This window comes from Otoolea muris, assembly GCF_943193115.1.
Lineage (GTDB): Bacteria > Bacillota > Clostridia > Lachnospirales > Lachnospiraceae > Otoolea > Otoolea muris.
Genome location: NZ_CALPCY010000011.1, coordinates 1 through 17,602 on the forward strand (window position 1 = coordinate 1; position 17,602 = coordinate 17,602).

The 17,602-nt window shown below is 41.3% G+C and carries 15 protein-coding genes; all 15 read left to right on the plus strand.

The window, feature by feature from the left end; translation table 11 throughout:
* A partial coding sequence (locus NFS31_RS08885; protein WP_251493646.1) for a DegT/DnrJ/EryC1/StrS family aminotransferase occupies positions 1-962 on the plus strand: 962 nt, incomplete at its 5' end.
* Between the two features lie 93 nt (positions 963-1,055).
* Entirely contained in the window at positions 1,056-1,844 is a 789-nt protein-coding gene (locus NFS31_RS08890; protein WP_275563883.1) for a sugar transferase, read from the plus strand.
* Between the two features lie 102 nt (positions 1,845-1,946).
* Positions 1,947-2,213 (plus strand): PglD-related sugar-binding protein, encoded by a 267-nt coding sequence (locus NFS31_RS08895; protein ID WP_251493649.1) that lies wholly within the window; start codon positions 1,947-1,949, stop codon positions 2,211-2,213.
* Entirely contained in the window at positions 2,210-2,857 is a 648-nt protein-coding gene (locus NFS31_RS08900) for an acetyltransferase (protein ID WP_251493652.1), read from the plus strand. The genes NFS31_RS08895 and NFS31_RS08900 overlap by 4 nt, the downstream gene beginning before the upstream one ends.
* Positions 2,858-2,919: 62 nt before the next feature.
* Entirely contained in the window at positions 2,920-5,046 is a 2,127-nt protein-coding gene (locus NFS31_RS08905; protein WP_251493654.1) for an SIS domain-containing protein, read from the plus strand.
* Positions 5,030-6,199: a glycosyltransferase family 4 protein gene (locus NFS31_RS08910; RefSeq protein ID WP_251493658.1), complete on the plus strand. Its 1,170-nt coding sequence runs from the start codon at positions 5,030-5,032 to the stop codon at positions 6,197-6,199. The genes NFS31_RS08905 and NFS31_RS08910 overlap by 17 nt, the downstream gene beginning before the upstream one ends.
* Positions 6,200-6,201: 2 nt before the next feature.
* A complete protein-coding gene (locus tag NFS31_RS08915; protein WP_251493661.1) occupies positions 6,202-6,585 on the plus strand; it encodes an HAD family hydrolase in 384 nt (127 codons plus the stop codon).
* A 33-nt stretch (positions 6,586-6,618) separates the two neighbouring features.
* Positions 6,619-7,671, plus strand: coding sequence for a glycosyltransferase family 2 protein (locus NFS31_RS08920; protein WP_251493664.1), 1,053 nt, complete (start codon positions 6,619-6,621; stop codon positions 7,669-7,671).
* Between the two features lie 15 nt (positions 7,672-7,686).
* Complete coding sequence (locus NFS31_RS08925; protein ID WP_251493667.1) at positions 7,687-8,853, plus strand: glycosyltransferase family protein; 1,167 nt, start codon at positions 7,687-7,689, stop codon at positions 8,851-8,853.
* Positions 8,854-8,866: 13 nt separating this feature from the next.
* Entirely contained in the window at positions 8,867-10,090 is a 1,224-nt protein-coding gene (locus NFS31_RS08930) for a hypothetical protein (RefSeq protein WP_251493669.1), read from the plus strand.
* Between the two features lie 73 nt (positions 10,091-10,163).
* A complete protein-coding gene (locus NFS31_RS08935; RefSeq protein ID WP_251493672.1) occupies positions 10,164-11,762 on the plus strand; it encodes a heparinase II/III domain-containing protein in 1,599 nt (532 codons plus the stop codon).
* A gap of 32 nt (positions 11,763-11,794) precedes the next feature.
* A complete protein-coding gene (locus NFS31_RS08940; RefSeq protein WP_251493675.1) occupies positions 11,795-13,015 on the plus strand; it encodes a nucleotide sugar dehydrogenase in 1,221 nt (406 codons plus the stop codon).
* A gap of 28 nt (positions 13,016-13,043) precedes the next feature.
* Complete coding sequence (locus NFS31_RS08945; protein WP_251493679.1) at positions 13,044-14,723, plus strand: hypothetical protein; 1,680 nt, start codon at positions 13,044-13,046, stop codon at positions 14,721-14,723.
* Positions 14,724-14,749: 26 nt separating this feature from the next.
* Positions 14,750-16,195, plus strand: a complete 1,446-nt coding sequence (locus tag NFS31_RS08950; RefSeq protein WP_251493682.1) for a lipopolysaccharide biosynthesis protein — start codon at positions 14,750-14,752, stop codon at positions 16,193-16,195.
* Positions 16,182-17,597 (plus strand): phenylacetate--CoA ligase family protein, encoded by a 1,416-nt coding sequence (locus tag NFS31_RS08955; protein ID WP_251493685.1) that lies wholly within the window; start codon positions 16,182-16,184, stop codon positions 17,595-17,597. The genes NFS31_RS08950 and NFS31_RS08955 overlap by 14 nt, the downstream gene beginning before the upstream one ends.
* Positions 17,598-17,602: the final 5 nt, after the last annotated feature.

The following is a 17,602-nucleotide window of genomic DNA, read 5'->3' on the forward strand; positions in this document are numbered from 1 at the left end:
CCGTGAACCCGGTGCTCTACGAGGGCGGCGAAGCGGTATTCATCGACACGGAGCGCGGTACCTGGAACATGGATCCAGAAGCGCTTGAGAGGGCCTTTGAAATGTACCCGGAGGTGAAGCTGGCGGTCGTGGCGCACCTGTACGGCACGCCGGGGAAGATCGGCGCGATCCGGGAAATCTGCGACGCGCACGGCGCGCTGCTCATTGAGGACGCGGCGGAATCCCTGGGGGCAGTGTACAAAGGGAAACAGACCGGGACATTTGGGGATTACAGCGTGGTGAGCTTTAACGGGAACAAGATCATCACCGGCAGCTCGGGCGGGATGCTGCTCACGGATGATGGGGAAGGCGCGAGGAAAGCGCGGAAATGGTCCACGCAGAGCCGGGAGGCGGCCCCGTGGTACGAACACGAGGAGCTGGGCTACAATTACCGCATGAGCAACGTGATCGCCGGCGTGGTGAGGGGCCAGTTCCCGCATTTAGAAGAGCATATCGAAGCAAAGAGGAAGATTTATGAGCGGTATAAAAAAGGGCTTTCCGGTCTCCCGGCAGCGATGAATCCCTGGGATGAGGAAAATTCGGTCCCGAATTTCTGGCTGAGCTGCCTTATAGTGGAGGAGTCCGCCATGTGCCGGACGGCCCGTGGGGACCGGGAAACAGTGTATGAAAGCGCGCCGGGAAAGAGTTGCCCGGATGAGATCTTAGAGGCGCTTAAAAGTTTTAACGCCGAGGGGAGGCCCATCTGGAAGCCGATGCACATGCAGCCCATGTACCGGATGAACCCGTTCGTGACCGTTTCCGGCTCCGGGAGGGGACGGAGCAACGCGTACCTGGAAGGGGCGGGAACGCCGGACGCGGGGGCGGATATTTTCAGAAGGGGGCTGTGCCTGCCGTCGGACCACAAGATGACGGAAGAAGAGCAGGAGAGGGTGATGGAGATTGTGCGGAGGTGTTTTGAATAGCACAGGACGCGAGGCGGGACATATGGTAAGCATGCGGCAGGGCAGGACGGAACGGGATGGCAAAGGACAGATTAAAGGGAGAAGGATGAAGAGATGGGGAATGGGAGAGGCAGCCGGGGGGCCGGAGAAGGAGGCTTTCTTTTTCTGCCAGCCATTCTTTCCGCATTAGCCGGCGCAGCGGCCGGGGTCTGTACATACAGGGCGTTCAGGAAGCGGAGAAAACGGGCAGAGTCAGTGGGGGAACATGTTCCTTTTGGAGTGTATGAGGCGTTTTTTAAACGGCCGCTGGACGCAGTCCTGGCCGGTATGGCGCTGGTTTTGTTTTGGCCGGCGCTTGCGGTGACAGCGCTTCTTGTGCGGCTCCGGCTTGGATCGCCGGTACTGTTCAGACAGGAACGCCCGGGCCTGGGCGGGAAGCTGTTTACGATTTACAAGTTCCGCACCATGACGGACCGGCGGGGCAGGGACGGGAAGCTTCTGGCAGATGACAGGAGGCTGACGGCTTTTGGGAAGAAGCTCAGGAGCACAAGCCTGGATGAGCTGCCTGAGCTGTGGAATATCCTGAGGGGGGATATGTCGCTTGTGGGCCCCCGCCCGCTTCTGGCAGAGTATCTGGGGCGGTATGACGGGCGTCAGGCCAGGAGGCATGAGGTCAGGCCCGGCCTTACCGGGCTGGCGCAGGTAAACGGGAGGAACGCGGTTTCCTGGGAAGAGAAGTTTGAGGAAGATATAACGTATGTGGATCATATCACCTTTGCAGGGGACGTGAGGATTTTGCTTCAGACAGCGCTGGTTGTGATGAAGCGGGAGGGGATCTCCTCGGCTTCGTCTGCGACGATGGAGGCGTTTACAGGCAGCCGCCCGGGCGGCGTGAAAGAGTAGCCAGGCAGGGCTTCAAGCGGTGGAAAAAGGCTGTATTTGCAGACAGTGTATCAGGGTCCATAATAGACGATGTTTATGGGATACGAGTGAGGCGGCGACAAAATGAGAGATTTATATGTGATCGGCGCAGGCGGCTTTGGCAGGGAGACCGCATGGCTGGCAGAGCGGATCAACCGTATTGCGCCTGTCTGGAGGATTTGCGGTTTTATTGACGATGACAGGGCGCGGCACGGGAGCCTGGCGGGCGGATATGAGGTTCTGGGGGACTGTGGTTATCTGGCCGGGAGGGAACAGGACTGCTGGGAGGTCTGCGCTGTGGGAATCCATTCATCAGGCGGCCTGCCACAGCGGCATAGGCGGGCGTCATGAGGAGATTAGTGATAATCGGCGCTTCCGGCCACGGAAGGGTGGCGGCCGATGTGGCCAGGCGGCGCGGATATAGGGAGATAGTGTTCCTTGATGACAACAGGGAATTAAGAAATTGCGGGAAATACCCGGTCATTGGGACAGCGGCCGATTTCAGGCGGCTTGTGGATGAAATGCGTATACCGTCTGAATTTTTTGTCGCGGTTGGGAACGCCGGGATCCGGGAGGCGCTTCAAAAGAAGCTCGAGTATGCCGGTGGGACGCCTGTTACCTTAGTCCACCCTGACGCGGTGATAGGGGATGAAGTGAGAATCGGGGCCGGTTCGGTGATGATGGCCGGAGCCGTGATCAATCCCGGGACGGTGATTGGCGGCGGATGCATTATCAATACATCGTCGTCGGTTGATCACGATTGTATGCTGGGGGATTATGTGCATATAGCGGTGGGGGCGCATGTGGCGGGAAATGTTGTGATAGGGAATGCAGCATGGATAGGAGCCGGAGCAACGATCAGCAACAATTTGAGGATTTGTGACAGATGTGTGATAGGAGCTGGGGCCGTAGTTGTATCGGATATTAGAAAAAGGGGAAAGTATGTTGGTATTCCTGCTAAAATTATGAGCAGAGATTGTCCGGAATTTAGATAAATTTGAGTGAGACAGACTATTTATCAGAAGTTATAAGCAGTTATTGAGGAGAGCGTTGCTATATGCTGGATTATATAATCGTACAGGCCGGTGGTAAAGGAACAAGGATGGGGGGGTTAACACAAAATAAACCTAAAGCTTTGGTTCCCGTAAATAATCTGCCGATGATTTTCCATTTATTCAGAAAATATCCCGATAAAAAGTTTATTATTATTGGTGATTATAAATACGATGTTTTAAAAAGGTATTTATATGAATTTGCAGATGTAAAATATAAGTTGGTGTGTGCGTCAGGACATACGGGCACCTGCGCAGGGCTTGCGGAGGCTGTTTCATTTGTTCCTCAAAATGAGCGCTTGCTGCTTATTTGGTGTGATCTCATTCTTGCTGATGATTGTGAATTATTGGACACAAAAGAAAATGTTCTTGGAATTTCCAGAGATTTTCCATGCAGATGGAAGTATGAGAATCACGAATTCATAGAGGAGCGCAGTTGTGAATGCGGAGTTGCCGGATATTTTATTTTTAAGGATAAATCATGTTTAGAAGGAGTTCCGAAAGATGGGGAATTTGTCAAGTGGCTTAGAGACCGGAGATATAAATTTAGTGTTCAGCCATTATTAAAAGCACATGAGTATGGTCTGTACAGTGAGTGGGATAAGCTGCCTAAAATTAAATGCCGCCCGTTTAATGAACTGAGAATAGAAGGAGATCGGGTATACAAACGGGGAATTGATGAACAAGGCATAAAATTATCTGAACGTGAAGTTGCATGGTATCAAAAATTACAACAAAAAGGGGTTGGGAATCTTCCGGTTATTTACAGCTATGGACCGCTCTGTATGGAGAGGATTGATGGAAACAATATATATGAGTATTCATCTATATCTGACGCGGAAAAAAAACAAATTTTACGCGCGCTCATTCATTGTTTAGACAATATTCATCATCTGGAAAGTATGCCCGCAGAGCGGGATAGTTATTATGACGCATATCTTGGTAAAACTTATGAGCGATTAAAGAAAGTATGGAATCTGGTTCCGTTTGCAAAGGATAAGATTGTGACAATAAACGGCAGGCCATGCCGTAATATTCTTTATCATCAGGAAGAAGTTGAGCGTATGGTAATGCAGTATATGCCGGATAAGTTTGCCCTGATACATGGAGATTGTACATTTAGTAATATTATGCTCCGGGTAGATCATACCCCTGTTCTTATTGATCCAAGAGGATATTTTGGCAATACGGAATTTTATGGCGATGCAGCGTATGATTGGGTGAAAATTTATTACTCATTAATTAGCAATTACGATCAATTCAACCTTAAAAGATTCACTCTTGACATCAAAGAGGATGGCGTGCGTCTGGATATTAGGTCAAATGGCTGGGAAAGGCTGGAGGATGAGTTTTTTGATTTGCTAAAGAGTGAAGTTAGCAGAAGTCAGATGAAACTATTTCTGGCAATTACATGGCTTTCACTGACTACATATGCATGGGAGGATTACGATTCTATCTGCGGGGCATTTTATATGGGATTGTATTATTTAGAAGAAGCATTTGAAATGGAAAGCGCATTTCCTTATTTTGAGAAAAACAGCAAGCTGATTGAGGATGCTTTGAAAACGATTTCTAAGCGGCAGATGGAACATTTGCTTTCAGAGTGTGAAATGACGCTGCGGGATGGATATAAAATTATTGCTTCTGGTTTAGGCAAAAATGTACCGATATGTGATAAGTTTGTCGGTACAATGTTATCATTAGGGCTAAATGCAGGATTTCTACACACAAATTCAGCGGTTCATGGCGATATGGGTATGGTTAAACCAGGCGATCTGGTCATGATTCTTACTAAAAGCGGCGCTACAGCCGAGTCAGTTTATCTGGTGGATTTATTAAAAAGACGGGATGGTGTGAAGCTCTGGCTTCTCAGTTTTAATCAGCATAGTGAATTAGCAGATATGTTTGATAAAAAGATAATTATTAATTTGAAACATGAGGGTGATTTATGGGATATCGTTCCTAATAATTCAACAACGCTTAATCTGATTGTGCTGCAAACGATAGCAATAGAATTGGCGAAACGGTTAAATCTTACAGTGGATAAGGATTTCAGGCCGAATCATCCTGGAGGCGCGATAGGATGTAAACTGAAACATCAGAAGGAGAAAAGGGATGTCCCGGAATTTTGAATTAAAAAAAGTACTTGTAGTTTCACAGGTGATACAGAAGCAATTCTACGATGTTATAGAACAAGCTCTTGACGGCATTGCAGAAATAGATATTATCACTTCCAGCCGCGTAAGAGCGGAAATACAGAGAGCGCCTGTTTATGATGAAACTACCATAAAGAGCCGGTTTATAAGCTGGGTAAAATTTTTTTGCTTTATGCAGAATTGGAGGAAAGACAACAAAGGAAACCATTATGATTTAATTTTTGTTTCGTCAAATCCTCCTATTAATATATGGATAGGGTTAAGACTGAAAAGGGATTTCCATGTCCCGGTAATTTTTACGCATTGGGATATATATCCGCAGGTAATCGAGAGCAGCTTTCAAAACATTTTTGCAAAGATGGTGTGCAAAATATGGCATTGCTGGAATAATGCAAATTACAATAAGTACGATATGATGCTTGCAAATGGGCCGGCCGAAGCAGAGTTAATTAAAAAAAGCATTAAAGGTTCGGTAAAGATAATAGATTTGCCATTTGGAGTTGACACAGAACAATTAAAACCGATTGGGAAAAAAGAGAATTTGTTTCGGATTAACAATAGCCTGGATGATAAGTTTATTGTATTATATTCCGGAAATATGGGGGCAGGGCATAATATTGAGATTATCCTTAAGGCGGCAAAACAATTAAGAAAAATTGATGAAATAGTATTTATTTTTATCGGAAATGGACTAAAAAGGCCGCTTGTTGAAAGATATATAGAAAGATATTCTCCGAAAAATGTATTATTATTTCCTCTGCAGCCAGCGGAAACGTTTGTTTACTCTATATCCTGCGGCGATATTGCAATTGTAGCTCAAAATGAGGTCAATTCAATGATTGCATATCCAAGCAAAGCGTTCAGCTATATGGCATGTGGAGAGGCGTTAATCGGCATTGGAGGTAAAGACGGAGATTTGCGGCGTCTGATAGATACATACAGTATAGGAGAATATGTAGAAGGAAATAACGCAGCGATATTGGCGGAAAAAATATTAAAGCTTTACAGAAATAAAGAGATGCTTGAAAGATATGGAAAAAACGCCAGGGATATCGCGGTAAATATGATGGATATTGGAATTATAAAGAGAAAATACAGAAAATTATTTTTGCATTATATGAAAAGGTAAATATGAATAGAGCAAAGGAAATCGTATTATCCTCATTAGGACATACCTGGATACTGGATCTGGACGGCACGCTTGTAAAGCATAATGGCTATAAGATAGATGGAGCAGACAGCTTATTAAACGGAGCCAGAAGTTTTATTGACAGTATTCCAGCAGAAGATTATATTATTATTCTTACATCAAGAAAAGAAAAATACCGTAATATAACAGAGCGGTTTTTACAGGAGAATTACATTCGTTATGATGCACTTATATTTGACATACCATATGGGGAGCGGATTGTGATAAATGATTGTAAACCTGGGGGGTTAATAACGAGTATAGCAATCAATATGGAGAGAGATCAAGGCGAATTTATGAAACCTGTGATAAACAGGCAATTATAATCTTCCGCTGTAGAATCGCTTTAAGGAGATATAATGAGGATTAGTATAATTGTACCTGTTTATAATAACGAGGCATATATAGAGCGATGTCTGGAAAGTCTCACGGGGCAAACTTACAATGATATTGAAATTGTTGTAATTGATGATGGATCAGACGATCAGACCGGTAATATTTTAAAACGGATAGGAAAGACGGAGGACAGGCTGAAGCTGATTTTTCAGGAGAATCAGGGCCCGTCTGTGGCAAGAAATAAAGGGCTGGATGCCTGCAGCGGTGATCTGGTTACATTTGTTGACAGTGATGACTATTTGGAGAAGGATGCGTTAGAAAAACTGGCGGCAAATTTTGATGACGATGTGGACGCTGTTTTTTTTCCGTTTATAAAGGAATATCCGTCGAAGAACATAGTTACTGAGTTATTTCCCGGAAAACGGATAACATTTGAGAATTCTGATGTAAGAGAATATCTTTTAAGAAAGCTGATAGGTCCCGTATCGGATAATGGCCCTATTAAACCTCTTGAAATGGACAGGCTGAATACGTGCTGGGGAAAGGTTTACCGAAAGACCATTCTGAAAGATATAAGGTTTGTAGATACAAAGATAATCTGGCTGGAGGACGGATGGTTTAATATACAGGCAATGTACAATGTTAAACAAAAGATCGTATATACATCGGAAACCTATTATCACTATAATAAATCCAATATGTTGTCTTTTCTTCATACATTCAAAGAGAATTATTTTAGCAGAAGACTGAATGTATATAAAAGGATGGAACATTTTATAACAGTAAATGGGATGGACGGGAATCTGGTTAATCTGGCTAACCGTATCATGTTGGACAGGTTTTCCATATTACTGTATATTTCACAGGCGGATTATTCCTTTAAAAGGAGATGTAAAGAGATAAAAAGAGTTTTGCGTTACAGAGGATATGAAAAATGGAAAGACAAGGCGGAGATTTCTGATATGGGGTGGGTTTGGAAGAGCTATTATTTTTTATGTGATCATAATCAATGGCTTTTGCTGGCTATATTTTTTGAAATAGTCAGGTGCTACAGTCTCTTGAAAAGCCAAATATAGGGGGATTTTCTTATTATGAAGATATTATATGTGGCATCCAGACCTCTTGAGATCAATACATCTGCATCAATCCGGAACAGAGCGACGATAGAAGGGCTGATTGAAAATGGAAATGATGTCACCCTGCTTACGACCGAGCCGGATAACAACCACAGTTCCTATGATTCGAGTATGTTGCCCGAACGTTTGAAGGTTCATTATCTGAAGACTGGCGGCGTACAATCGATTGCAAAAGGACTGAGGGGCAAACGAACTTTCATTGAAATCAGAAAGAAGTTATATAAAATCTGGGATTATTTTAATGTATATGATAACTTAAAGGGGATCGTAGGTTATGCTGGAAGGCTTAAGCTGGATATGAAGGAATTTGACGTTATCATATCTTCCTCTGATCCTAAATCCTCTCACCTATTTGTGTATGAATGGCTTCGCAGAAACCGGGATATTTTTGTCCGCTGGATCCAGATATGGGGCGATCCTTTTTTAAATGATATATCGCGCAGGCAGGCATGGATGAAAAAACGGATTAAAAAAGAAGAGAGAAAGTTACTTGATGGAGCAGAAAAGGTAATCTATGTTTCTCCTCTTACATTGGATATGCAAAAACACATATATAAAAAGTGTGCTGATAAAATGACCTGGTATCCTATACCATATCTCAGAAAAGAAGGTTCTGTGAAAGACAGTGGGCGCTTGGAAGGGAAAAGGGTGAAACTTGCATATTGCGGCGATTTTTCCTCTCATATAAGGAATATACGGCCGCTCTATGATTATGCAATGAGCCATGACGTAGAATTAACAATTTGCGGAATCAGTGATCTGTGTCTGGAGAATGCGGCGAATATACAGGTTCTTCCGCGTATGAGTCAGGACAGAGTGCAGGAGATTGAGTCAAAGGCAGATATATTGGTACATATCAGCAATCGTTCCGGAACCCAGATACCAGGAAAAATATATCAATATTCAGGGACAGATAAACCGGTTTTGTTTATTTTAGATGGAGAAAAGGAAAAACTGTTCCACTATTTTTCAAAATATAATCGGTTTGTTTTCGCTGAAAATACATGTGAGGATATACAAAGAGCAGTTGACGTAATTATTAAACATGATTCGGACGGGGTAATATATAACTCCGTGCCGGATTTCGACCCTGCAAAAATAGCGGAGTCAATATTAAAATAAAAATGGTGATAGCATGAAAAGCACAATACATATAAATCAGAGATTAAGCCTATCAGAAAGACTCATAGTAGTTTTTCTTTTAGTGCTCAGCTTTGAAAATATCATTGAATATTACAGCGGTTCTAAGATTGGAATAGCGGTGCTTATTTACCGAATCATAGCTGCAGGTTATGCGGTATTCTGTTTTTTCCTTTGCGTGCGGTCAAAATATAAAAGAAATTCATATTCAACAGCAGAACTGCTGTTGTTTATTTTTATATTTATGTGGTCTGTTTTGTGTCTGCTTTTTCATGGTGTGGAAAAGGATTTTTTTACCGGAGTGATTTATTTTGGGATACTTGCAGGGGGTATTCTTACTCAAAAGAGATTTGAAATCTGGGAGCGCCTTCTGTCTGTTATCCCCTATTTAGGAGTTGCGGTGATGGTTCTGATGATAGCCACACAGCATATCGATCTGACTGTCGCAATCCGCAGAGGATATGTATGGACAAATATATTTTTCTGGGGAGGCATATATTGGGCTTTGATCCCTGTCGTTCTGTACAGCTTTTTAAACCGTAAAAAAAGGGGAGTCGCCGTAGCCTACTGGATTTGTGGAATTATATTCAATCTTATTTTTTTGAAACGATTTATAATTGTGGATTCTGCGTTATTGCTATTCATGGTTTTATATATTTTATATAAGGAAAATCGATCTGGCGGCAGTCGTCTCACACGGATTGGAGTATTTATACTATGCATAGGCTTAACCGCATGTTTTCTTCTCCAGAATTCTTTTTTGTATGAAATGACGAAGCAAATGTTCCAAAGAATGGATTTTTTATCCAGTATATGGAAATTCGACAGAGTAATAGAGAGCCGGAGTTATTTTTGTAATGAGAGTTTTATATATACATTGTTAGGGAGGGGATTTTGGGGAGCGCACAGCACTTTAGGGACACTGAATCCGGCGTTACATATTGGCTGGTCCAATTTTATTTTCAAGGGCGGGATAGCGCTTTTTATATTGGCAGTTTTTCCTGTAATAAAATCATATAAAAGCCTGTTTAAGCTGGAGCATTATGATAGAGAATATAAATTTGCCGTATGCTGTGTGGTCATATATTCAGTAAAGCTGTTATATGTAAATCTGCATAGATTTGAACCGGAATTAATTTTGTTTTTTTGGGCCTGTACTGTCATTATGGAAAAGACGGGAAAGAAGATCATGGAGAATGCGAACAGTGAACAGATATAGAGAGGCAATGGTATTTATTATAAAAAACAGTAAAACATCGGGCCTGGGCTTTTTTATGGATGTCCTCTCATTTTTGCTGAAAAAGATCCGATGGAAATGCTTTGCATGTTACGCTGGGGGCATTGCGGCAGCTCAGTATAGTTTATCAGGAGATTGTATAAAATATACAGATCTGTATGATGGGAATTTAGAAAATGATATCTGTAAAATAAAAAGTAATGAGAGAAAAATATTATTCTATAATACGAATGAGTATATAAAGGATATAAAATACGGCTGGGAGCAGGATCGGGGGCATCATCTTCCCTTATTAGCAGCAGGAGCTGGAAATTCCCATGAGATCTTAAAGTATATTCAGGGTCTGACAGAAAGAAACAAAGACTTTTTTTGCAATAAAAATGCGATGGAGGCTTCCATACATTTAATTAATATAATAGTTTCTATAAGGCAGGCGGATGAACGGCTGCTATATGAAAGTAACATAGTGGGAAGGCATCTCAGAAGCTGCCTTACATATATTTTAGGAAATCCGGAATTTGGTATAAGATATTCCGCAAATCATTATTTCTTTGATCTGCTGGGAATATTATGGCTGATAAATTCCTTACAGAATAAGACGAAATTCCGGAGATTAAAAGGTTATATACTGAAAGAATTGAGAAGACTGATGGGCCAGATGATTGGAGAAGATGGGGCGCTGTATGAAGGATCGACGTATTACCACAGATATGTAACAGAATCATTTCTATTATTCCTCTATTTTAACAGGGAGATGAGAGACAGGGAGTTTCTGGATTATGCGAAGAGAATGTATGATTTTTGCGTCAATGCTTCAGTCGGCAATTCTATGTATGGTTTTGGAGACAATGATTCAGGACGGCTTTTGGCGTTGCCCGCCTACTTTGAATATTCCGGCAGGGATATCAGCCTGATACACGTCCTCTGCAGGCTGCTGAATATTGAGAAAAAGGAAAAAAAATCCTGTTATTATGCTCCATATTTTGGGCTTGCCTGTTTAAACCAGGAGAAGGCGGCTGTTTCCATCCGATGCGACGAGATAAGGGACAGGGAAAAAAATAAATGGATTGGCGTGCATCAGCATAATGACCAATTGTCAGTTGAAATTGCATTCAGGGGTCTGCTCTTTTTTATAAATGCAGGAACTTATTTATACATTGCGGATAACAGGAACCGATTAGGCAATTTAAAAACGGATAGAAATAATACTGTGGCGATTGAGGAGCTTGAACAGAATACAATCCAAAATAATTGGCAATATTGTGAACGAAAATGCGCAGCCAGATTATTGGACTTTTGTAATGATCGCGTGTCAGCGCTGTTTCAATACGATACTGGTTATATTCACAGGCGGACGATTACGATATGCAATGCCAATAAAATAGTCATTGAGGATGGGATTGCCAGAGACGGGGGACATGCTAACAGTAAAGTGTATGCAAGATTTTTTGTCTCTCCTGATACGAAAATAGAGAAAAATAAAAACCATCTACAGTTGATAAAAGAGGGAGTGAAAGCGCGCTTTCAGGCGGATGTACCGATCGAAGTTATTGATTGCAATATTTCTCCTGAATATGGCATGAGGATCGCTTCTCATATGATAGCGCTTGCTATGCCGGAAGACAGATCAACAGTGACGCTTTCATTCATTTAAACTATGCTATGGGATAAGGAGAATTCAGTGAAATGGTTAATGTAATAGGAATGGGATACATAGGGCTGCCAACGGCGCTAATGATGGCTGCGCATGGCGTGGAGGTGACAGGGACAGATTATGATCAGGAACGAATCGCAACGCTAAATAAGGGACATGTGACGTTTAAGGAAAAGGGACTGAAGGAGCTGTTCAGCGCTGCTGTGTCTTCAGGGATTAAATTTACAACCGAATATAAGACAACAGATACATATATCATTTCAGTGCCGACTCCATACGATAAATTCAGCAAAAAGGTTGATGCGGAATATGTAGCAGATGCGGTCAGAAGGGTGCTGAAAATTGCCCCTGCAGGGACGACGATTGTAATTGAATCCACGGTTTCACCTGGCACAATTGATAAGTTTATCAGGCCGCTCATTGAGGAGGCGGGGCTGGTATGTGGTTTTGATGTACACCTTGTACATGCGCCTGAGCGGATTATACCAGGAAATATGATCTATGAGCTGAAGAATAATAACCGAACCATAGGAGCGGACGATGTTGCGGTGGGAAGGAGGATAAAGGAACTATATGCCTCTTTCTGCCATGGGGAGATCGTTGTTACAGATATCAGAACGGCTGAAATGACGAAGGTTGTGGAAAATACATATCGCGCAGTAAATATAGCTTTTGCAAATGAGCTTGCCAAGATATGCCGCCATGATAATATGGATATCTATGAGATTATACGCATTTGTAATATGCATCCAAGAGTGAGTATTCTTCAGCCGGGGCCGGGCGTAGGGGGGCATTGCATATCGGTGGATCCCTGGTTTTTAGTGGGAGATTACCCGTCGCTTGCAAAAGTAATTGACGAGTCTATGAAAACGAATGACAATATGCCTGATTTTGTTCTTAATCGTATTTATGAGATTATGAAAGAAAAAGAGATAAGGGATATTAAGCGGGTTGGCTTATATGGACTTACATATAAAGAAAATGTAGATGATATGCGTGAGTCGCCTACGTTGCAGCTACTGGAATCGCAGGAACGCCATCTGGCAGAGGGATTAAAGGTATATGACCCATTTATTACTGAAAATGTAGTGAAGAATCAGTTCCATAGTTTAGATGAATTTCTGGATAGCATTGATATGGTTGTAATCATGGTTAAGCACAATGAGATTATAGAAAATATGGAAAGACTGAGAGGAAAGGTAATATTTGATACACACAATGTGTGCGATATAGAAGGGGTCTATCACCTGTAGTATGTAAGTCAGTGACAGAGGAATGAGTATGCGGTTGATCGTATTATTTCATGGTATAAAAACGGAAGATGATGATTATGCATCAGATATTATACTTACAGATTATGACTGTAAAATCAGAGCAAAAAAGATAATATATACCGAATTGTGGAATGCTTCCATGTGTGATCGTGATTTGTACAAAAATATAAACGAAGCGTTATCAATTCTTCCTGCACATTATAAATTAATAAAAAATGAAATAGCAGTAGGACTGATATTTCCAGTTGTCAGAATCATTTACCAAATCGAAGATATATTGGCAGCATATGAGGTGAATGAGATAGTCCTTTTTGGAGGCAGTAAAACAGAGTTTGTAACAACGCTATTCGCGGAAGGTGAAGGAGAGAAGAGATTTTATTCGTCTGCATGGCTCTGCAATCGATATATTTATGATTATTTTAAGAAGATATGCAGAGTGAGGTGGAAAGCTCGATCCGGTGTTGGATTGCGGATATTTTGCCATATAAGAAACCAGGCGGTTGTTTTTTGGAGCCTGTTTTATATGCTTGCCAGAGATTACAGGTTATCTGCCTATATCAATAAAGCACAGTATGGAAATGGCAGAGATTTAATTGTATGTATCGCAAATTTACCGTTGCAATATACTCATCTTATGAAATTATGTTCAAATAGTTGTAAATATGAACCGCTTTATATATGTAACCGGCGTATAAAGAGCGATGCTAACAGAAGCGCTGTATTGGTAAAAGCAGGATTTGGCTATATCGTGGCATTATATTTGAGAATAAAAAGGGCTTCTAAATGCTGTAAGCAAGATGTCATCAGATTGAGATATAAGAACCAAAATCTGGAATTTCGGTTGGAGGATGTAATAAAGGGGTATTTTCCGGCTGTGTTTGAGGCAGAGTGCGAAAAGAAAAGAATAACAGAGACATTGAGGCTTATTTCATTGATTAAAAGGCCATCGTATGTGATAACAGATATGACGGTTGGAAAGGATATCACTGCGGTTCATGAGGCAGCCAGGGCGGCAAAGATAGAGCATGCCAATTTCCAGTATGTGCTTATGACCCGGATATTATATCCGGAATTACATTTGGCGGATAAATACTATTTATATGCAAAAAAGACGTATGAATTATATAAAATGTATGATGAATCTTATCAATACTATGTGCCATTCAGGCATACAGGGGGCATAAAAAATAAGAAAAGGACATTAACCGTATTTACACAGGCAGATCATTATGCAGAACGCTATATATATGCGCTCAAGGAGATAATGAAGAGTCTCATATCGAATGAACTTGATATTAATCTGAATCTCAAATTACATTACAGGCAGAATTTAAAAGAACAATTTGAAAGTCTGACGGAGCGGTATGATGAGATGCAGATCGTTAATGGATCTGTGGAAGAAATCATACGTTCTTCGGACGCAATCTTATCAATGACATCTTCCGTCATATTTGAAGCAGTCATGATGCATGTACCTGCAATTATTATTGATTTTAATGGGATCAACCGATATTACATAGAGAATAATGATATTGGTTATTGTGAGATCAACCCGGTTATCCGCTCCCCAAAGGAACTGGTCGATATCCTGAATGATTTTGAAGGCTTTCTGGAAAATTATAATGAAAAATATAGAGAATATTTTAAATATGCTCCAGGAGGGGATGGGATTGATGATTATTTGTGACGATAATAAAAAGGATGAGGCTGTCTGTGAGGTACGATTTAAAAAAAGTGGTTAATAAACTGAAGATAAATGATTTTTTGAAAAACTCAATATTGTTTGTTATCGCGTCATTTATTACCAAGGCCATTTCCTTTCTGAGTATGCCAATTTTTACAAGGATGATGAGCGCATTTGAGTACGGAGAAGTCTCAAATTTTTTTCTTTGGGGACAATTGTTGTCAACGTTTCTATGCCTCCAGTTGTCATCCGGCCTGGTATCAGCAAAAATGAATCGGGGAGAAAATCGGTTTGACAGCTATATGGCAGGCATGATCCGTGCAGGCAGCTTCTTTGCCGGTGTTTTTTTTGCCATATGTTTTATTTTCCGGCTCCCGATTTGTAAAATAGCAGAGATAAAGCCCGATTACTTTATCCTGCTATACATCTACGCATTTAGTTTGTGTCTGGTAAATATGTATTCAGGCTATTGTATTGCAGTTGGGAAAGCGAAAGAAAGAGCCCTGTTTTCTGTTATTTATTCAGCTTTCACCGTCGTGTTTGGCCTCTATTTTACCTGGCAGTGTGATTTGAAAAGTATGGGAAGGATAATGGGGAATACTATAGTATGCACCGCCGTCTCAGTCTATATCCTTGTATATTTTTACAGAAGGCCGCTTGATAACAGAAAAGAATTTATCAGGGACATCCGATTTGGGTTGAAATTTGGATTACCTCTGATACCGCATTTGATTGCAAATTATATCAATGGAAATATTGACAGGATTTTTATAATAAAAGAGCTGGGGAGCGGCCAGCAGGGGGTTTACAGCGTGGCTTACAGTCTTGGTATCGTAGTTTTAGCGTTTGCAGACGCATGCGCAGATGCCTGGAATCCCTGGTATTATAAAAAGACCAGGGAGCGATCAGGTGAAGAAATCAAAAGATATTTTTTGTTTTATACAGTAACGGTGTCAATCATTTTTAACAGTTTAATGCTGCTTTCTCCTGAACTGATGCGCCTGATGTCGTCAAAGGAATATTGGAGCGGGACGGCATGCGTTAATTATATTGCCTTTGGAATATTTTTTCTGTTTTTATACCGTTTTCCGCTTTCCTATGAGCAGTTATGCGGAAATACAAATTATGTAGCCCCGGCAACCATTGCGACTGCATTGTTAAATATTCTGCTGAATCGGATATGGATTCCAGAGTTCGGCATAGAGGGAGCTGCATTTGCTACAGCGGTATCTTATATGGTGCTTTGGCTGCTTCATGAGATAGCGGCAAGAAAAATAATGAAGGGCTACAATATCAGAATTGCCGAATACAGGGCGCCGGTTTTTATTGTTTTTTCTGGCTTTATATCAGCAGAACTTTTACGCGATATGGCTGTAATAAGATATCTTGTAATCCTGTGTTATTGTATTGGTTATTTGTTCTATATAAAGTTTGCGTTAGGGTCTAAAAGGGGTATCAGAAATGATTGGTTTTAATAAAATGAAGAGCTTATATGATCACAGCCCCGGTTTATTAAAGGGGGGGATTGATTCAATATGGGGAGCAATACCGGATTCTGTAAAGTATGGGAGCAGATACAGACAGTACACCAGGCTGCTGAAGCAGTCGCAATGGTGGAGCAGAGCACAAATGGATCAATATCAGATTGATAAATTGAAATCAACACTCATTTATTCGTATGAACATATCCCGTTTTACAGAGCTTCATTTACCAGAGCCGGGTTTGATCCTTATCATTTTCATTCCGTTGACGATATTGGGCGGGTTCCATTTACGGATAAAACTGTAATTCTGCACAATGCTCAGAACATACTCAGTGATCAAGCGTCACAAAATAAGATAAGATTGCAGACAACAGGCGGAACAACCGGGGAACAATTGAGATTTTACATGGGAGAGAATGCATATTTTGAGAGAGAGATTCCATTCGTCAATGCTATATGGGAGAGGACAGGCTATCAAAGAGGAAAATCCAAAATAGCTCAGCTAAGAAATCAGATTATCAAAAATGGCGGCTTATGGGAATACGACTATAAGCATAGATGCCTCGTTTTCGATACCTATCATCTAACCGATGAAAATATTTCTCTCATTTTAGACAAAATTGTGTCGGAACATATTGAGTATTTACATACCTACCCATCCTCTGCATTAATTTTATGTGATTATATAGAAAGAAATCAAATAGAATTCAAAGGGTCATTAAGGGCAATACTCGTCACTTCAGAGAATTTATATGAGGGCCAGAAGGAAAAGATTGAAAAATATTTAAGGGCCAGATGCTTTACCTTTTACGGACACAGTGAATGCTCGGCAATTGCAGGGTGGTGTGAATATTCAGATAAGTATCATGTACAGAGCGAATATGGTTATCTGGAATTAATTGATGAAAATGGGGACGTTATTAAGGAACCGGACAGGACTGGCGAGATTGTGTGCACTGGATTTGACAATGAGGTTATGCCCTTTATTCGATATAAAACCGGGGACTATTCCTCGTACAGCCACAACCAGACATGTAAGTGCGGGAGGCATTATATCCTGTTAAATCAGATATCCGGCCGGTGGACGCAGGAGCTTTTTATCGGCATTCAGGGAAACAAAATATCAATGACAGCAATGAATATGCACAGCGATATATTCAAAAATGTAATGAATTATCAATTTGTTCAAAATGATCCGGGAATCTGTATATTGAAAATAGTAAAAAATAAAGAATATAGGGCAGACGATGAAAAGGGGATCATGGACGAAATAAAGAAAAAATTTGGAAGTTCGCTCGATGTGGAATTTGAGTATGTCAATTCGATTGAGAGGACTGTGAGAGGAAAACAGAGATTTATTGTGCAGAATATTAAGGATTCATATATTTTATGAAGGTT